Origin of the sequence: Nostocoides jenkinsii Ben 74 (assembly GCF_001046875.1) — a bacterium.
Classification (GTDB): Bacteria; Actinomycetota; Actinomycetes; order Actinomycetales; family Dermatophilaceae; genus Nostocoides_A; species Nostocoides_A jenkinsii.
In genome coordinates, this window is sequence record NZ_HF571038.1 from 1301376 (window position 1) to 1319443 (window position 18068).

13 protein-coding genes and 1 pseudogene are annotated in these 18068 nt (G+C 67.9%); 8 read left to right on the plus strand and 6 right to left on the minus strand.

Going from position 1 to position 18068, the window contains the following annotated elements:
• The 4 genes from dnaE to BN13_RS06010 form a co-directional block, all read left to right on the plus strand.
• Positions 1–3608, plus strand: a 3608-nt coding sequence (gene dnaE, locus BN13_RS05995; RefSeq protein WP_053079737.1) for a DNA polymerase III subunit alpha, incomplete at its 5' end; no start/stop codon positions are given.
• 53 nt (positions 3609–3661) lie between these two features.
• Positions 3662–4432 carry a methyltransferase domain-containing protein gene (locus BN13_RS06000; RefSeq protein WP_048545253.1) on the plus strand — a complete coding sequence of 257 codons (771 nt, stop codon included), beginning with the start codon at positions 3662–3664 and terminating at the stop codon, positions 4430–4432.
• A gap of 3 nt (positions 4433–4435) precedes the next feature.
• Positions 4436–5659, plus strand: a complete 1224-nt coding sequence (gene dinB / locus BN13_RS06005; protein ID WP_048545255.1) for a DNA polymerase IV — start codon at positions 4436–4438, stop codon at positions 5657–5659.
• Between the two features lie 157 nt (positions 5660–5816).
• On the plus strand, positions 5817–6212 hold the full coding sequence (locus tag BN13_RS06010) for a DUF3040 domain-containing protein (protein ID WP_048545256.1): 396 nt from the start codon (positions 5817–5819) through the stop codon (positions 6210–6212).
• A 22-nt stretch (positions 6213–6234) separates the two neighbouring features.
• On the opposite strand, the gene BN13_RS06015 is transcribed toward BN13_RS06010, so the two are convergent.
• Positions 6235–6747: a DUF456 domain-containing protein gene (locus BN13_RS06015; RefSeq protein WP_235433953.1), complete on the minus strand. Its 513-nt coding sequence runs from the start codon at positions 6745–6747 to the stop codon at positions 6235–6237.
• Entirely contained in the window at positions 6744–6962 is a 219-nt protein-coding gene (locus BN13_RS06020) for a DUF7455 domain-containing protein (RefSeq protein WP_048545257.1), read from the minus strand. Before BN13_RS06020 ends, BN13_RS06015 begins: the two co-directional genes overlap by 4 nt.
• A gap of 223 nt (positions 6963–7185) precedes the next feature.
• Between BN13_RS06020 and BN13_RS06025 the strand changes: the two genes are divergently transcribed.
• From BN13_RS06025 to BN13_RS06035, 3 genes are all read left to right on the plus strand, one after another.
• Positions 7186–9303 carry a DNA gyrase/topoisomerase IV subunit B gene (locus tag BN13_RS06025; RefSeq protein WP_048545259.1) on the plus strand — a complete coding sequence of 706 codons (2118 nt, stop codon included), beginning with the start codon at positions 7186–7188 and terminating at the stop codon, positions 9301–9303.
• Positions 9304–9351: 48 nt separating this feature from the next.
• Entirely contained in the window at positions 9352–10026 is a 675-nt protein-coding gene (locus BN13_RS06030) for a response regulator transcription factor (protein WP_048545261.1), read from the plus strand.
• A gap of 77 nt (positions 10027–10103) precedes the next feature.
• Complete coding sequence (locus BN13_RS06035) at positions 10104–11360, plus strand: sensor histidine kinase (RefSeq protein ID WP_162199924.1); 1257 nt, start codon at positions 10104–10106, stop codon at positions 11358–11360.
• Between the two features lie 34 nt (positions 11361–11394).
• Here BN13_RS06035 and BN13_RS06040 read toward each other — a convergent pair whose 3' ends face one another.
• Both BN13_RS06040 and BN13_RS06045 read right to left on the minus strand, forming a co-directional pair.
• Entirely contained in the window at positions 11395–12177 is a 783-nt protein-coding gene (locus BN13_RS06040; RefSeq protein ID WP_048545265.1) for a COG4705 family protein, read from the minus strand.
• Positions 12170–12988, minus strand: coding sequence for a COG4705 family protein (locus BN13_RS06045; RefSeq protein ID WP_162199925.1), 819 nt, complete (start codon positions 12986–12988; stop codon positions 12170–12172). Before BN13_RS06045 ends, BN13_RS06040 begins: the two co-directional genes overlap by 8 nt.
• A 151-nt stretch (positions 12989–13139) precedes the next feature.
• On the opposite strand from BN13_RS06045, the gene BN13_RS06050 reads away from it, so the two are divergent.
• Positions 13140–14582, plus strand: coding sequence for an APC family permease (locus BN13_RS06050; protein WP_048545267.1), 1443 nt, complete (start codon positions 13140–13142; stop codon positions 14580–14582).
• Positions 14583–14585: 3 nt separating this feature from the next.
• Here BN13_RS06050 and BN13_RS06055 read toward each other — a convergent pair whose 3' ends face one another.
• The gene (locus BN13_RS06055; protein WP_048545269.1) at positions 14586–15596 is read right to left on the minus strand and encodes a LacI family DNA-binding transcriptional regulator; all 1011 of its coding nucleotides are present in this window, start codon (positions 15594–15596) and stop codon (positions 14586–14588) included.
• Positions 15593–18042, minus strand: a pseudogene (locus tag BN13_RS06060) (DNA gyrase/topoisomerase IV subunit A). The gene BN13_RS06055 and the pseudogene BN13_RS06060 overlap by 4 nt, the downstream one beginning before the upstream one ends.
• Positions 18043–18068 lie beyond the last annotated feature (26 nt).

Genomic DNA, 18068 nt, shown 5'->3' on the forward strand with positions numbered 1-18068 from the left:
CCGGACTGGCGGCGGCGGCAGGGTGGGCGGCGCTGTGCCGCCTGGTCACCGACACGCACTTGCGTGGGGAGCGCGGCAACCCGGTGAGCACGCCATACCGTGGGGCGGCGCTGCGCCACCTGGTCACCGACACGCACCTGCGCGGGCACAGCGGCAACCCGGACAGCACGCCACACCGTGTGGCGAACTTTCGCCACCGGCGCCGCCCTGACCTCCGGCCACAGCGGATAAGACCGCAGCGGCACCACGCCCAATCTCCCCACCACAGCTCCCACCACGGCCACCTCACCGAGCCCGCCCGTCTCATCACCCTCCTCGGCCCGGACTCCGACGTCGGGCGGGCCGTGTTGCGCAAGGACCGCACCGGCGCCCGCGGGGCGCTCGCGGCGTGGCGGCAGATTCTGCCCCCCGGCGGACTGGTGCTTGAGATCGTCTGCCACGGCGGGCCCGACGGCACACTCGGCTCGCGCAACCACGCGGCCCGGATGCTCGCGCTGGCCGACGAGTGCGGCATACCGGCAATTTTGTCTGCGGCGGTGCGCCACATCGACCCGATCGACGCCCGGATCGTCGACGTCCTCGACGCGGCCCGGCGCCTCGTCCTCCTCAATCGGCGCCATCTCGATCGCGTCTCCGAGGCGGGGCATCTCGCCACCGCCGCCACGATGCACCGCATCGCCCGGGAGGTCGCCGAGCGGGCCGGGCATCTCTCGTCCGACCGCGCCGACCGACTGATCGCCGACACCCTCGCCCTGGCCCGCCGCTGCGCTCAGCACCCTCGCCGCGACCTCGGCATCGGCGCGGTGCACCTGCCCGAGCCGGAGGTGATCGGCATACCGACCGGCACCGACCCGCAGCGCGTCCTGGCCGAGCGTTGCCGAGCCGCCGTCCTGACCCGCTATCCCGACGCGAGCGAGGCCGAGCGGCATACGGTCGAAAGCCGGCTCCACGAGGAGCTGGATGTCGTTGCCGCACTGGGCTATCCGACCTATTTCATGACGGTGGCCCGGGTTGTCGACCTGATTCGGGAGCGCGGGGTCCGGGTCGCGGCGCGCGGCTCCGGCGCCGGGAGCCTGATCAACTACCTCCTCGGGATCAGCGGCGTCGATCCGGTCCGCTACGACTTGTTGATGGAGCGGTTCTGCTCCCCGCTGCGCGCCGAACTGCCCGATATCGACATCGACGTCGAGTCGGCGCGCCGCACCGAGATCTACGAGGCGATCCTCGACCGCTTCGGCGGCGAGCGGGTCACGTGCGTCTCGATGATGGATACCTACAAGGTTCGGCACGCGATCCGCGATGTCGGCGCCGCCTTGGGTATGCCGCCGATCGAAGTCGATGAGATCGCCAAGGCATTCCCGCACATACGCGCGCGCGACGCCCGCCAAGCCATCGCCGACCTGCCGGAGTTGCGCCGGCGTGGCCTCGACAGCGCCCAGCTGACCACACTCTTCGATCTCGTGGAGTCCCTCGACGGCCTGCCGCGGCATATCGCCCTGCACCCCTGCGGCGTGATCCTGTCCAATGGCACGCTGCTGGATCGCACCCCGGTGGAGGCGAGTTGGCTCGGGTTCCCGATGAGCCAGTTCGACAAGGACGACGTCGAAGTCCTCGGGCTGCTCAAACTCGACGTCCTCGGCATCCGGATGCAGTCCTCCATGGCGTATGCCGTGTCCGAGATCGCCCGCACCACCGGCGCGCAGGTCGACCTCGACGACCGCGCCCAGGTGGCGCTCGACGACGAGGCGACGTTTGCGATGATCCGCACGACGCGCACCCTCGGCTGCTTCCAGATCGAGAGTCCCGGGCAGCGGGAGTTGATCGGCAAGTTCGGGCCGGTCCGCTTCGAGGACCTCATCATCGACATCTCGCTCTTTCGCCCCGGACCGGTCAAGTCCGACATGATCCGCCCGTTCCTGGAGGCGCGGCACGGCTGGAGTGAGGCGCAATTCCTCCACCCGAGCCTCATTCCCGCCTTGCAGGAGACCGAGGGGGTGGTCGTCTTCCACGAGCAGATGCTGCGGATCATCGCCGAGACGACCGGGGTGTCCCTGGCCCAGTCCGACGAGGTGCGCCGGGCCATGGGCAGCCCCACCGGCATTGAGCAGATCGAGGCGTGGTGGCGGCCCGCCGCGGCGGCCCGCGGCTACGGCCCGGAGCACCGCGACCGCATCTGGGCGGTGCTGAAGGCCTTCGCCTCCTTCGGTTTCTGCAAGGCGCACGCCGCCGCCTTCGCCCTGCCGACCTATCAGTCCGCCTGGCTCAAGACGCACTATCCGGCGCACTTCCTCGCCGGCGTGCTCACCCACGACCCGGGGATGTATCCCAAACGGCTGATCCTCGATGATGCCCGCGTTCACGGCGTGACCGTCCTCGGGCTCGACATCAACGCCTCCGGGGACACCTATCGGGTGGAGCGGCTGGAGGACGCCGATGCGCCCGCATTGGCGGGGCCGTCGTGGCACCCGCCACCCGAACGCCTCCTCGACGCCGCCGATGGCCGCGGCTGGGGAATCCGACTGTGCCTGGCCGATGTCGGCGGCATCAGCGCCGCCGAGGTGTCCCGGATCGTCGCCGGGCAGCCCTATGCCAGCCTCGCCGACTTCTGGCATCGCGCGCAGGTGTCCCGGCCGGTGCTGGAGAAGCTCGTCCTCGCCGGCGCCTTCGACGCGATGTATGCGATGTCCGCCACCGCCGGTGGCCTCGGCCGGCACGGCCGCATCACCCGACGCGACCTGCTACTCGGGGTGGCCGAGCTCGATCGGTGGGATCGCGGCATACGCACGGGGCGGCGGCGGGCGCGACCGGCGCGGATGGTGACCGAGGGCCTCGGGTCGGCCGATCCGCGGGACCTGGCTGCCGCACAGTCCCAGGCCCCGGCGGCGGTGCACCCCGAGGCGGTCCAACTCGCGCTCGATCTCGGCGACGAGCCGCAGTTGAGCGCCGGCTCGGGACTGCCCGATATGGCTGTGCCGGAACGCATCCGGGCGGAGCTCGACATCCTCGGCCTGGATGCGACAGGGCACGTCATGGACTTCTATGCCCCCATGCTCCGAGCGCTCGACGTCACCCCCAGCAGCGCCCTCCTCGGCACCCGCAGCAACGCCACGGTCCTGGTCGCCGGAGTCAAGGTCGCCACCCAGACCCCGCCGGTCCGCTCGGGCCGCCGGGTCGTCTTCCTCACCTTGGAGGACGGCACCGGCCCCTCCGACTCCACCTTCTTCGAAGACGTCCAGGGACCGTATGCCGCGACCGTCTTCCACTCCTGGCTCCTGCTCGTGCGCGGGATCACCCGGCGCACCGGGGCCCGCGGCCTCTCCCTGCGGGCGACCGGCGCGTGGGAGTTGTCGGCGCTGTGGGCGGCCTGGCAGGAGGACGGGATCGATGCGGTACGGGCGCTGATGGCAGCGAGCGATATCCCGCTCGACTCGCGCGGCAATCCGGTCACGGGGGAGCGGACCGGGGTGGGGGAGTCCCAGGGGCGGCGCCGGGTCCTGGTCCACGCCTCGGGGTTCGAGCAGAGCCCGTATGCCGATACCCGCCCTCCCGGGGAAAGCCTCACCTCGCGCAAGTTGTGGCATGCCAGCCCGGGTTCCTCGGGGTGGTGACCCGGCCGCGGCGACGAGAGGGGGCTGTCGGAGGCACGGCATACAGTTTTCACATGAGCACTGATCGCCGTCCCAAGCGCCGTGGCGTCGACACCGCGCCGACGACGGCAGCGGTGTGGGCGACCGTGTCCGGCATTGTCGCCCAGCGCACCGCCGAGTTGGCTCGACCTCTGCGCGTGCTCGATCTCGGCGGGGGCACCGGCGGCTTGGCCGTCCCACTCGCCGAGGCCGGGCACCAGGTCATCGTCGTCGACCCCAACCTCGATGCACTCGCGTCGTTGCGCCGGCGTGCCGCCGAGGCCGGCCTCAGCGACACCCTCGTCTCGACCCAGGGTGACGCCGATGACTTGCGCGCCATCCTTAAGGCGCGAGTCGACCTCGCCTGCCTCCACGGGACGCTCGAGATCGTCGACGATCCGGCGCACACCGTGGGCCGCATCGCCGAGGTGATCACCCCCGGTGGTCACCTGTCGGTCGTCACGGCCCAGCGCTTCGGTGCGGTCATCGCCCGCGCCCTGTCGGGGCAGTTCCAGTCCGCCCAGACGATCCTCAACCACCCCGACGGGCGGTGGGGCGCCGGCGATCCGGTCCGGCGCCGCTTCGATCAATCGAGCCTAGAAGCCATGCTGTTCTCGGCCGGCTTCAATGTGGTCCTCAGCCACGGAGTCCGCCTGTTCAGCGATCTCGTCCCGAGCGCGGCGATCGGTTCCGAGCCCGATCGCGCAGCGCTCATCGCCTTGGAGCAAGCCATCGCGGCGCACCCGGAGTTCGCGGCTCTCGGCCAGATCGGGGCGAGTCTGCACGTGGTGGCCCGGCGCCACTAGGCCATGAGCCGCCGTCAGTTCCGTCCGCCACCGCGAGCCGGTGCCGAGCCCCCCGACGACACGGGCTGCACCATCCTGCACGTCGACATGGACGCCTTCTTCGCCTCGGCGTCCCTGCTCGCCCGGCCGGATTTGGTCGGCACGCCGGTCATCATCGGTGGCGCCGGCAATCGTGGGGTGGTGCTGTCGGCGACCTACGAAGCCCGCGCGTTCGGGGTCACGTCGGCGATGCCGATGGGCCGGGCTCGTCGGCTGTGCCCGCAGGCGACCATCCTGGCGCCGGACCACGGGCTCTACAGCAGCATCTCCGATGCCGTCATGGAGACCTTCGCCGCGATCACTCCGATCGTCGAGCCTCTCAGCCTCGACGAGGCTTTCCTCGACGTGAGCGGCGCGATTCGCCGCCTCGGCAGCCCCGCCCACATTGCCCAGCAGATCCGCGACACGGTGTATGACGAGCAAGGCGTCACCTGCTCGGTCGGCGTCGCCGCCAGCAAGTTCGTCGCCAAACTCGCCTCGGGCCTGTGCAAACCCGACGGGCTGCTAGTCGTCCCGGTCGCCGAGGTCGTCACCTTCGTCCAGCAGCTCCCGGTCGGGGCGCTGTGGGGCGTCGGCGAGAAGACGGAGGAGCAGCTCGCCCGGCTCGGTCTGGCCACGGTGGCCGATATCGCGCATACCCCCGAAGCCACCCTGCGTCGCGCCCTTGGCGACGCCACCGGTGCCCACCTGCATGCTCTGGCCTGGGGTCGCGACCCGCGCCACGTCGAGCCCGTCCATCGCGAGCGGAGCATCGGGGCTGACGAGACGTTCCCGGTCGACGTGGACGACGCGGCATACATCCATCGGGAGTTGCTGCGCCTCTCCGAGAAGACCACCCGACGGATGCGGGCCGCCCGCATGACCGGCCGCACCATCTCGATCAAGGTGCGTTTCGCCGACTTCACCACGATCACCCGGTCCAAGACGCTGCGTGACCCCACCGACGTCAGTCAGGAGGTGTATGCCGCGGCCCGCGCCCTGTATGACGGGCTCGGCCTGCAACGGGCGCGGCTCCGGCTCGTCGGGGTTCGCGTCGAGCAACTCGTGCGGGCCGACCGGGCCATCGTGCAACCCGCCCTCGACGACCCGGAGTTCGGGTGGCGCGACGCCGATCGAGCCGTCGACAAGGCATCTGCCCGGTTCGGATCGGGCATCGTACGCCCTGCCAGTCTGCTTCGTCGGGACTGAACCGGCCCACGCCGGTCGTGTCGGCCTTATCCTGACCCCAGACTCCGACGCGAAACACGCATTTCGGCAATTTCCGCGCTGTTTCGAGCGTTGTCCACCACATACGATTCATTTCATCGGGCACACCGCCCGGGTACGTTCCGAAGGAGGTCGGCAGATGGGGCTTTCCGACCGCGAGCAGCGCCTTCTGGACCAGATGGAGCAAGCGCTCTATGCCGAGGACCCGCGTTTCGCGACACAGATGCAAGGTGTTGCCCGGCCGTCGCGACAGCGGCATCTCATCGGCGCCGCGGGCGTGCTTCTCGGGCTCGGCTTGGTGCTCGTGGGCATCAACACGACGTGGATCGTCGGTGCCCTCGGCTTCTTGGTGATGGTGGCGGCGCTGGCCTACGCCTTCACCCCGGCCCGGACGAAGCTGGCGGTTGTCGGTGGTGCGCCCGGCACGGGCAAGGCGCGCACCGCGGGCACAACCCAAGGCCGCAAGGCTCCGCGCTCGGGCACCTTCATGCAGCGCCTTGAGAGCCGATGGGATCGTCGCCGCAACCAGTGGTGAGACGCGCTAGCGGCCCGAGCCGTTAGCGGCTGATCAGCACCCCGACGATCCAGGTCGTCAGGATCGCCAGCCCGGCCAGCAACTCGATGCCCATCGAGTGCAGCACTCCACGCAGCGCGGCCTTCGTCGCGGTCCACGCCCTGGCGCTGTCGCGCGAGTGGGACAACTCCACGAGGAAGATCCCAAGGACGAAGCCCAGCGGGCCACCGATCACCGGCACGACAAAAAAGCCGATGATCCCCACGATCAGGCCGATGAACAGCGTGGACGTCGCGATGCCGGCGGCCTTCATGCGGCGCCCGGGGATGAGGAACTGCAAGGTCAGGCCCGCGGCATACAAGGCGACGCAGAGCCCGAAGACCACCCACCCGGTCATCGTGCCGGAGTCGATCGCCCACAGCAGCACGCCGGCGAGGGCAACGATCAGGCCGGGAATGACGGGAACGACCACCCCGAGGATTCCCGCAATGATGATGAGGCCGGGAATCCACACATTCGCCTCGGCGCCCGCTCCCACGGCCGCGAGCGAGGTCACCCCTGGTCGCCGGCGAAGACGGGGGTCTCGATCAGCCGGGCGGTGTCGTCGTCGATCTCGGCGAGGTCACGCAGCTTGGGCAGGTGCTCCTTGGAGTGGTGGAGGCAGAACAGAAGTTCGCCGCCGACGTGGAGCCGGGCGCGGACATAGGCCTGGGCGCCACAGCGGTCGCAGCGGTCGGCCGCGGTCAGGGGGGTGTCCAGAACCGGAGTCACGTTTGGCTACCTGCTTTCGTTCGTATGCCGCTCGCGCGGCACGGGCTGTGCACTCGCCTCTTAAGACGATCGAGCGCCGTCGAGGGTTGCAACAGTCAAGCATGCCCGAACCTTCCCGCGTGGGACGATCGAGTTTTCAGCGCCCCGGTGAGCGTGGCTGTGGGGAGGCCGTCGGTGGGCCGGGTTAACGTGACCGTTAATCATCAACGGGAAGGAACCGCGCGTGTCGACCAGCGCCGGGCAGACGAGCTATACCGCCCACCACCTCCAAGTGCTCGAGGGCCTGGAGGCGGTTCGCAAGCGTCCGGGGATGTATATCGGGTCCACCGATGGCCGTGGCCTGATGCACTGCCTTTGGGAGATCATCGACAACTCCGTCGACGAAGCCCTCGGCGGTCACTGCGACCGCATCGAGGTGGTGCTGCACGCCGACGGCTCCGTGGAGGTCGGCGACAACGGCCGTGGGGTCCCGGTGGACATCGAGCCGCGCACCGGGCTGACCGGCGTCGAGGTCGTTTACACCAAGCTCCACGCCGGCGGCAAGTTCGGCGGCGGGTCCTACACCGCCTCGGGCGGCTTGCACGGCGTGGGCGCGTCGGTCGTCAATGCACTCAGTGCTCGCCTGGACGTGGCGGTCGACCGCGGCGGCAAGGTCCACGCGATGAGCTTCCGGCGCGGCGAGCCGGGCGTCTTCGCCGACCCGGCCTCGGGACCCGACCCGGACGCACCGTTTACGGCGTTCGACGAGCGCCCGACGTTACGGATTGTCGGCAAGGTGGCCCGCGCCAAGACCGGCACGCGGGTTCGCTACTGGGCCGATCGCCAGATCTTCATCAAGGACGCCGAGTTCGACGACGAAGCACTCCGCGCGCGCGCCCGACAGACCTCGTTTCTTGTGCCCGGCCTGCTCATCCTGATCCGGGACGAGCGTGGATTGCCCGGCACCCTTGGCGCCGACGGCCCGCATGAGGAGGTCTTCCATCACGAGGGCGGCATCAGCGAGTTCGCGGACTTCTTGGCCACCGACGCCCCCGTCACCGACGTCTGGCGCCTGCAGGGGAGCGGCTCGTTCACCGAGACCGTGCCGGTCCTCGACGACCGTGGCCACATGAGTCCCACCGAGGTGTCGCGCGAGTGCGAGGTCGACATTGCCCTGCGCTGGGGCACGGGCTTCGAGACCACGGTCGCGAGCTACGTCAACATCATCGCCACGCCCAAGGGCGGCACCCACATCATGGGTTTCGATGCGGCCCTGCTGAAGGTCTTCCGGCGCCAGTTGGAGCTGAACGCCCGCAAGCTCAAGGTCGGTGCCGACAAGGTCGACAAGGACGACATCCTCGCCGGGCTGACCGCCGTCGTGACGGTCCGCCTCGCCGAGCCGCAATTCGAGGGTCAAACGAAGGAAGTCCTCGGCACCCCGGCGGTTCGCGCCATCGTCGCCAAAATCGTGGAGCAGGAGCTGACCGAGCGATTCGACAACCCCAAGCGGGGTGAGCGCGCGCAGAGTGCGCTGCTGCTTGAGAAGGTCGTCTCCGAGATGAAGGCGCGCATCTCCGCGCGCCTTCACAAGGAGACCCAGCGCGCCAAGAATGCGTTGGAGTCCTCCACCCTCCCGGCCAAGCTCGCCGATTGCCGCAGCAACGAGACCGAGCGCACCGAGTTGTTCATCGTCGAGGGTGATAGCGCCCTCGGCACGGCCAAGCTGGCCCGCAACAGCGAGTTCCAGGCCCTCCTGCCCATCCGGGGCAAGATCCTCAACGTCCAAAAGGCCTCGGTCGCGGACACGCTCAAGAATGCCGAGTGCGCGGCCATTCTCCAGGTGATCGGCGCCGGCTCGGGGCGCACCTTCGATCTCGACTCGGCGCGCTACGGCAAGGTCATCATCATGACCGACGCCGATGTCGACGGCGCCCACATCAGGACTCTCCTCATCACGCTCTTCTTCCGCTACATGCGGCCGCTAGTCGAGGCCGGCCGGTTGTATGCCGCCGTTCCCCCGCTGCACCGGATCGAGGTGGTCAATCCGGGCAGCAAGCCCAATGAGCTGATCTACACCTACTCCGAGGGACAGATGCGCCAGGCGGTCGCCGCCCTGGGCAAGCGTGGGCGCACCATCAAGCAGCCGCTCCAGCGTTACAAGGGCCTCGGCGAGATGGACGCCGGCCAGTTGGCCGAGACGACCATGGACCCGGCCCGCCGGACCCTCCGCCGCGTCACCGTGGAGGACGCCACCAATGCCGGCATGACCTTCGAAATGCTGATGGGCAACGAGGTGGCGCCTCGGCGCGACTTCATCGTGGCCGGATCGGCTCGACTCGATCGCGAGCGCATCGATGCCTAGCTCTCGGCCGCGTGCTTCCGTGCACTCGGGCTGACGGAGCCGAGGCCAATGCATCTCCTGCTGGTCGAGGACGAGGCACCACTGGCCAATGCGCTGATGCGCGGGTTGGTGGCCGAGGGGCACGCTGTCGACATCGCGACGGATGGCGCCGAGGCGCTGTGGTATGCCGCGGAGAACACCTACGACGTCATCGTCCTAGACGTCATGATCCCGATCCTGAGCGGCGACGAAGTCTGCCGTCAGTTGCGTTCCGCGCAGAATTGGACCCCGGTCCTGATGCTGACCGCACGGGACGCGGTCGCCGATCATGTGGTCGGCCTCGACGCCGGCGCGGACGACTATGTGGCCAAGCCCTTCAGCTTTGAGGTGCTGCTGGCCCGGCTTCGATCGTTAGCTCGACGCGCCGTCGTAGAGCGACCGACGAGTCTCCTCGTGGGCGATCTCCTGCTCGATCCGGCCGCCAAGGTGGTTCGGCGGGGGGAAGAGATCATCAATACCTCGGCGCGCGAATTCGCCCTTCTCGAACTCCTGATGCGCAACCGCGATGTCGTCCTGAGCAAGGCTCAAGTGCTGGCCGCCGTGTGGGGGTATGACTTCGATGGCGATCCTAATGTCGTCGAGGTCTATGTTGGGCGGCTGCGCAAGAAGGTTGATCGGCCCTTTGGCCGCGACACCATCGAAACTCTTCGCGGCAGTGGCTATCGCCTTCGAGACGACCGATGAGGCGACCTCGTTCTCGCTGGGCGGGCGTCCGCCTTCGGGTCACCGCAAGCGCTGCGATCGTCACTGCCCTCGGGGCCGTGATCGCCGCCACACTTTTTCTCGATGGCCTCCACGAGAGCCTCGAAGGGTCGCTGTTGACCGCAGCCCAGGAGCAGGCCGACACCGTTGACGCGCAACTGCGGGCGGGAGCTGACCCGCGCGCTGTCTCGGTCTCGTCGAAAGATGACCTCATCATTCAGATCCTGGACAGCGCTGGAGCCATCGTCGCGACGGACCATCCGCACGTGCGCGTTCCCTTGACCTCCTCGCCAGGGCGACTCCAGGACGCTCAGGTGTCGGGTTTGCCCGATACGTATGCCGTGTACGCGCGTTCCTCGATCGACGGCAAGCTCGTCCTCGTGGGTCTCTCCGAGGAGCAGGTGGACCAGGCCGATCGGACGGCCTTCCTGTGGGTGATTGGGTCGGCGCCGATTGGGCTTGCGCTGCTTGCGTGGGTCGTGTGGCTCGCGACTGGCCGTGCTTTGCGCCCCGTTGAGGTCATGCGGCGCGAGGCGGAAGCCATTACCGCGCAGCATCTGCATCAGCGGCTGGCCGAGCCTTCGGGCCACGACGAAATCCCGCGACTTGCTCGGACTTTGAACGACATGCTCGATCGGATCGACGCCGCGCAACGCGTTCAACGCCAGTTCGTCTCGGATGCGTCCCACGAGCTTCGCTCGCCGCTGGCCACGTTGCGCCAACTTGGGGAGGTGGCGCAACGACACCCAGAGCAGAGCGACCACGCGGCCTTCGTGCGTGACGTCCTTGCTGAGGAGAGCCGGATGGAAGACCTCGTCCAGGCGTTGCTCGTCCTGGCCCGACTCGATGACGGCGGCACGCTGCAGGCCGACCCAGTGGATCTCGACGACCTGGTATTTGCCGCGGCCACGCGCCTTCGAAGCGCACGTCCCGACATCCGCGTGGATGTCCACGGTGTCAGCGGTGGGCAGGTGATCGGTGATCCGGTCCTGCTTCATCAGGTGGTCTGGAACCTCGCGACCAATGCCGCCCGGCACGCCAAGACCACCGTGCGGATGTCCGTCAAAGAGGTTGGCGAGGTCGCCGAGGTGATCGTGGAGGATGACGGCACGGGCATACCCAAGGAAGACCGGGAACGCGTGTTCGCCCGCTTTGCCCGACTCGACGAGGCGCGGACGCGGGACGTCGGCGGGGCCGGCTTGGGACTGGCCATCGTCGCCGAAGTCGTCGAGGCGATGCGCGGTCGCATCACGCTCGACGACTCCGACTTGGGCGGGGCCAGGTTCACGGTGACCTGGTCGGCCGAATCCTCGTGAACTGCCCGGCCGAATCCTCGTGAACTGCCCGGCCTCAGGCGGGACTGATCTTCGTGCGGTCGACCTTCGACACCGTGAGATAGACCACGAGCGCGAGGATGGCCGCGAGGAATAGGGCGCTGGTGCCGGTCGTGCCCAGACCTAAACCTCCATCGCCGGTCGGCTGCGAGGTGAAGTCGCCGATGGATGCGCCGAGCGGGCGGGTGAGGATGTAGACCGCCCAGAAAGCCGTGATGGGGCCGAGGCCGAGCTTCCACCAGGCCAGACCAACAGCCGCGATCATCGCGCCGAACACCAGGACCGACGGGCCGTAACCGAAGCTCAGTCGCTCGGCGAAGAGGTCCCCGGCCGCGGTCCCGAGGGCGAACGTGAACAACACGGTCAACCAGTAGAACGCCTCGCGGCGGCGGCTATCGATCCTATGGATCGAGAGGGTTCGCTCCGACCGGTACCACGCCGCAAAGGTGGCCGCGAGCGCGACGGCGAAGACGGCCGTAGTCGTCCACAGGGAAATGCCCAGGTTGTCGGTCAGGTTGTCGGTGATGAGCGTCCCGACGACGGAGATGAGCACCACCGTGACCCAATAGATTGCCGGAACATACCGCCGCGCGCGGAACTGCACGGTGAGCGCGGCGATAAGCAGGGCCGACATGAACAGCGAGGTCTTGCTGAGGCCCCAGCCCAATGTGTCATTGAGATAGTCGGCGGCTGTCTCACCAACGGTCGTGCACAGGACCTTGATGAGCCAGAAGTAGAGCGTGACCTCGGGAACCTTGTTGAGCAACTGGGCCATGGGTCGGTCAAGCAGATCAGTCATTGTGTGCCTCAAGGGTGACTTTGTCGTGTGCATGGGTGTGGGCGATGTGAGCCGCGTGGGCGCCTTCGACGTCGCTGTGGGTGACGGTGAGATAGCCGACGAATCCGGCGAAAGCGAACAGGCCAATGGCAAATACGGGGCCGTCGCCCCAGCCCCGGCCACCGACCGCCGCCGGTTTGCCGAGCCAGTCAGCGATGGATGCCCCCAGTGGACGGGTCAGTACATACGAGGCCCAAAAGGCCAACGTGGCGTCCAGTCGGCCAGCGCGCCAGAGAGCAAAAGGCAACAGGATGAGGACACCGAAGATGCCGATGGACCAATCGAACCCGTAGCCCATCTCAATGGCAGTGGTGTCTCCGAGAGCGGTGCCCAGCCCGAAGGTCAGCAGGACCGTCGCCCAATAGAAGAGTTCCCGGCGGGCCGTCACGATCGAGTGCACAGACAAGGTGCCTTCGGTTCGCTGCCACCACGTCAAGACGGCGATGAGAGCCACGATGTAGATACCGGAGTCGACGTAGTACGGCATACCGAGGATGACGTGCGGCCCGTCGGCGATCATCGTCCCGAACAACGCCACGGCGAGAACAGCGGTCCAGTAGCGGACGGGGTGGTAGGTCGTCGAACGCAGTTGCAGCCAGAGCGCGATAGCGAATGAGCCAAGTCCGATCACCCCGGCCAGGGGGATGCTGATGGCGCCCAGGTAGTCGGCGCCGGCCTCGCCGATTCCCGTCGTCAGCAGCTTGACGATCCAGAACAGCAGGAAGACCTCGGGGACTTTCGGTGCGGGGAACACCCGCCCTGAATATTTCATGCTGGCGACGCTAGGAGCGCTACCTGTCACCATGCTGACACCCAAGTCCCGGGAACTGCCCACGGGCTAGCAGGCCCGGATCTGCTCCAGGCTGGCAAACTGGCGCGACCGCAATGACGCGCGCCGACCCACTGGGAGTGGAGGGACAGCCATGAGTCAGACCGTCCAAGAAGCCGTTCCGGATGAGGAACACACCGAACTCAAGCGGGTCATGGGCCCGAAGTTGTTGTTGCTTTTCATCGTCGGAGACATCCTCGGCACCGGTGTTTATGCGCTGACCGGCTCGGTCGCTAAGGAAGTCGGCGGCGCGGCCTGGGTGCCCTTCCTGGTTGCCTTCGCCATCGCGATGGTCACCGCCTTCTCCTATCTGGAGTTGGTGACCAAGTATCCCCAGGCGGCGGGCGCTGCCCTCTACACGCACAAGGCGTTCGGCATCCACTTCGTGACCTTCCTGGTTGCCTTCACCGTCATGTGTTCGGGGATCACCTCAGCCTCGACCGCCTCCCGCGCCTTTGCCGCCAACTTCGTCAAGGGCTTCGGGATGGACTCGAAGAACACCAACTTGATCATGATCATCGCCTTGGCCTTCATGGCCCTGTGCGCGCTGGTCAACCTGCGGGGCGTCGCCGAAAGCGTCAAGGCCAATATCGTCTTGACCTGCGTCGAACTCTCCGGCCTCCTCCTAGTGATCTTCGTCGGGTTCTACGCGGTGACCGCCGGCAAGACCGACTTCTCCCGCACGATGGTCTTCGACAGCCCCAGTGACAAGAGCGCCTTCTTGGCCGTCACGGCGGCGACCTCGCTCGCGTTCTTCGCGATGGTCGGCTTTGAGGACTCGGTCAATATGGCCGAAGAGACGCAAGATCCGGTCAAGAACTTCCCCAAGATGATGATCACGGGCATCGGCCTGACCGGCGTGATCTACATCCTCGTCGCGCTCTTCGCCGTTGCCATCGTTCCCGTCGGTGAACTCGGGGATTCCGAGACTCCACTGGTCAAGGTCGTCGAGACGGCCGCCCCTGACGTGCCGATCACGACGCTCCTGCCGTTCATCTCGATGTTCGCCGTGGCCAACTCGGCTCTGATCAACATGTTGATGGCGTCCCGCCTTCTTTACGGTATGGCGCGCCAAGAGGTTCTGCCGCCGGTGCTGGGACGCGTCGGCGCGCGGCGGCAAACGCCATACGTCTCGATCATTTTCACCACGCTGATCGCCTTCGGCCTCATCATCTTGGTGACCCAGCGAGCCGAGGGGAAGATCATCGCCGCACTCGGTGGGACGACAGCGCTCCTGCTGCTGGGGGTCTTCACCATCGTCAATATCTGCGTCTTGATCTTGCGCAAGGACTCCATCGAACGCCGCCACTTCGTGGCCCCGTCGATCCTGCCCATCATCGGCGCCATCGCGTGCTTCTTCTTCGTCGGGCCGTGGACGGGCCGGGCGACGCTCCAGTATCAGATTGCCGGCTGGCTGCTGGCGCTGGGCGTCGTGCTGTGGGTGTTCACCTGGGTCGCGAACCGCGCGATCTATGGCAAGAAGACCTACATCCGCCACCCGGAGGAGATGTCCATGGATCAGGACACGACCAACTGAGGGTCAACGCCCCGGTGGGGGGGCCGTCGTCTCGCGGGCGATGAGATAGGTCGGCACTTCCACCGTCGGGGTTGCCCGGGACTCCCCGCGCAACGCCTCGACCAGCAGGGTCACGGCTGCCCGCCCCTGAGCCCGGACGTCCTGGTGGATCGTCGACAAGCCCAGGACCGCGCCGAAGGTGTGGTCGTCGATGCCCATCACCGACAGGTCCGCCGGCACGCCGAGCCCGATCCAGCGGGCTGCTCCAAGAACTCCCACGGCCATCTCGTCAGAGGCGGCCAGAATCGCCGTCGGACGCCGATCCCCGCGTAGCACTCCCTCGACGCGGCGCGCCGCCGCATCCGCAGTCCACTCCGAGGCGATCGCCCACTCCGGCCGGAAGGTCAGCCCTGCGGACCGCAACGCCTCCTTGAAGGCGGCCACGCGCACCGCGGGAGTGGACATGTGCGCCAGCGAGATATCCGAGGTCCCGACATAGCCGATGTCTCGGTGACCGAGCGAGACGAGGTGCTCCACGGCCATACGCACCGCAGCGGCGTCGTCGATGTGCACGCGCGGGGTGGCGCCGATCGGCACGCCGACCGCGACGATCGGCATGCCCAGGTCGGCGAGCATCGCCGACTCCTCCTCGTTGGGCAGGACGTTGAGCGAGATGATGCCGTCAACCCGCTTGGCGAACATCTCCCGCGTGAGTCCGCAGGCGTCGCCTTCGACCTCGCCGTCGAGGATGTTGAGCAGCACGTGATAGCCGTGCCGACGCAACTCCTGGTCGATCGTCGTGACGATGGTGGCGAAGAACCACCGGCTCATCAACGGCGCGACGAGCGCGATCACATTGGTGCGCCCGGAGGCCAGCGACATCGCCGTGGGGGAGGCGACGTAGTTGAGCTGCGCGGCGGCCGCCTCGACGCGCTCCCGGGTCCGGGGATCGACGCGGGCCGAGCCGTGCAGGGTGCGCGACACGGTGGCCACGGACACTCCGGCCAGGGCGGCGACATCCGCGATCGTCGTCATGCGCGCACCGGTCCGCTGATCGCGGCGATGATCGCCTTCGCCGGCGTGCCGGAGCCGTCCCGGCGGCCGTCGGCGGCGGGAAGCTCGATGGCCACCCCGTTGGCGGCACTCGCTCGCGCCGGCGTAGCGCCCGCCCAGGCCAGGATGAGTTGGTCCTCGCCCTTGAGGAAGCGGTGCGCCCGCACGCCTCCGGTGCCGCGCCCCTTGGCGGGGTACTCCGCATACGGCGTGACCTTGAGGGAGCCGGGCTCGGTGCCCGGCAGCGCCCCGCTGGAACCGGAGGCGGTCACGACCACGGCACCTTCCTCGTCGCCGACGGCGCCGAAGAAGATGGCACGATCACCCGAGCCGAGCCGGATACCGGCCATCCCCGATGCGGCCCGCCCCTGCGGGCGAACGGCGGACGCCGGGAAGCGGAGCAACTGCGCCTGAGCCGTAATAAAGACCATATCCATTGCCTCCGAACCGAGTTCGACGGCACCCACCAGCTCGTCGCCATCCTTGAGGGCGATGGCCTCCCACTCGGTCCGACCCACGGGATAGTCGGCGACCACGCGCTTGACGACGCCGTGCGCCGTCCCTAGGGCCAGGCTAGGCGCCTGCGGGTCGATCGCGGCGATCGTGAGCACGCGTTCCTTCTTCCCCAGATCGACGTATGCCGTGATCGGCGCCCCGCCGGAGAGGTTGGGTGCGCCGGCGGTCGCGGGAAGGGTGGGCAGTTCGAGGGCGCTGAGGCGCACCATACGACCAAGATTGGTGACCGCGGCAAGGGGTGGCCGCGGGCGGTCGTACGGACGGCGCCGACGATGGCGTCGTGCTTGGCGCGGGGGCCGTCGGCAGGCACCGGGTCGGCGCTCGACGTGCGGGCGAGCAGACCGGTGGAGGACAACAGCACCCAGCAGGGGTCGTCGGTGACTTCGAGGGGGGTGCTCGTGGTAGCCGGCACGCCGGCCGACTCCAGCAGCACGGTCCGGCGGGGCGTGCCGTGGGCCTTGGCGACGTCGGCCAACTCGCTCGACACGAGCCGGCGCAGCGCGCTCTCGTCCTCAAGGAGGCGACGCAACTCCGCGATCTCCTCGCGCAGCCGATCGCGCTCCTGCTCCAACTCGATGCGCGAGAACTTCGTCAGGCGCCGCAGGGTCAGATCGAGGATGTATTCGGCCTGCTTCTCGCTGAGGTCGAACACGCTCATCAGGCGCTCGCGGGCCATGGCCGTGTCGTCCGAGGACCGAATGAGCTGGATGACCTCGTCGATATCGAGAATGGCGATGATGAGGCCGTCGACCAGGTGGAGGCGCTCCTCGCGGCGCGCGAGCCGGTAGCTTGTCCGCCGGCGCACGACCTCGATCCGGAAGTCGACGAAGACCTGCAGCAGTTCCTTCAGTCCGAGCGTGCGGGGCTGGCCGCCGACGAGGGCGACATTGTTGATCCCGAAGGAGTCTTCGAGCGGCGTGAGCCGCTGCAACTCCCGCAGCACGGCTTCAGGGTTGAAGCCGTTCTTGATCTCGACGACGAGCCGGGTGCCGTTCTTGAGGTCGGTGAGGTCGACCAAATTGCTGATGCCGGTGAGCTTCTTGGCCTGGACGAGATCCTTGATCTTCTCAACGACCTTCTCAACCCCGACCAAATAGGGCAGTTCGGTGATGACGATGCCCATCTTGCGCGGGGTGAGCTTCTCGATCCGGGCGGTGGCGCGGGTGCGGAAACTGCCCCGGCCGCCGAGGTAGGCGTCGCGGATTCCGTCGAGGCCCACGATTGTGCCGCCCTCCGGGAAGTCGGGGCCGGGCACAAACTTCATCAGGTCATCGAGGCTGCAGGTCGGGTGGGCGATCAGGTGCCGGGCCGCGCCGATGACCTCGACGAGGTTGTGGGGCGGCATCGAGGTCGCCATCCCGACCGCGATGCCGGAGGCGCCGTTCACCAAAAGATTGGGGTATGCCGCGGGCAGCACCCCCGGCTGCAGGAACTGGTCGTCGTAGTTGGGGACGAAATCGACGGTGTCCTCATCGAGTCCGGTCACCATGAGCATGGCGGCGCGGGCGAGGCGGGCTTCGGTGTAGCGGGCGGCGGCAGGCCCGGCGTCCAGGGAGCCAAAGTTGCCGTGACCGTCCACCAGCGGCAGCCGCATGGTGAAGGGCTGCGCCATCCGGACCAGCGCGTCATAGATCGCCTGGTCGCCGTGCGGGTGGTACTTGCCCATGACCTCGCCGACGACTCGGCTCGACTTCACGTGGCCACGATCGGGCCGGAGCCCGAGTTCGTGCATCGCGTAAAGGATCCGGCGCTGGACCGGCTTCAACCCGTCCCGGGCATCAGGCAGCGCTCGGGAGTGAATGACCGAGACCGAGTATTCGAGGAAGGCGTTGCGCATCTCCTCGCTGACGTCGATATCGACGATCTGTCCGTCGTCGGGCGGGATGGGGTCGCCAGATCCGGCGCGCGCCATGGTTGTGCCTCCTCGGCGGGGTCGTC

Coding starts and splice junctions, on each gene's coding strand:
- BN13_RS06000 (WP_048545253.1), top strand. CDS start 3,662: ATGAGCACTGATCGCCGTCCCAAGCGCCGTGGCGTCGACACCGCGCCG.
- dinB (WP_048545255.1), top strand. CDS start 4,436: ATGAGCCGCCGTCAGTTCCGTCCGCCACCGCGAGCCGGTGCCGAGCCC.
- BN13_RS06010 (WP_048545256.1), top strand. CDS start 5,817: ATGGGGCTTTCCGACCGCGAGCAGCGCCTTCTGGACCAGATGGAGCAA.
- BN13_RS06030 (WP_048545261.1), top strand. CDS start 9,352: ATGCATCTCCTGCTGGTCGAGGACGAGGCACCACTGGCCAATGCGCTG.
- BN13_RS06040 (WP_048545265.1), bottom strand. CDS start 12,177: ATGACTGATCTGCTTGACCGACCCATGGCCCAGTTGCTCAACAAGGTT.
- BN13_RS06045 (WP_162199925.1), bottom strand. CDS start 12,988: ATGAAATATTCAGGGCGGGTGTTCCCCGCACCGAAAGTCCCCGAGGTC.
- BN13_RS06050 (WP_048545267.1), top strand. CDS start 13,140: ATGAGTCAGACCGTCCAAGAAGCCGTTCCGGATGAGGAACACACCGAA.
- BN13_RS06055 (WP_048545269.1), bottom strand. CDS start 15,596: ATGACGACGATCGCGGATGTCGCCGCCCTGGCCGGAGTGTCCGTGGCC.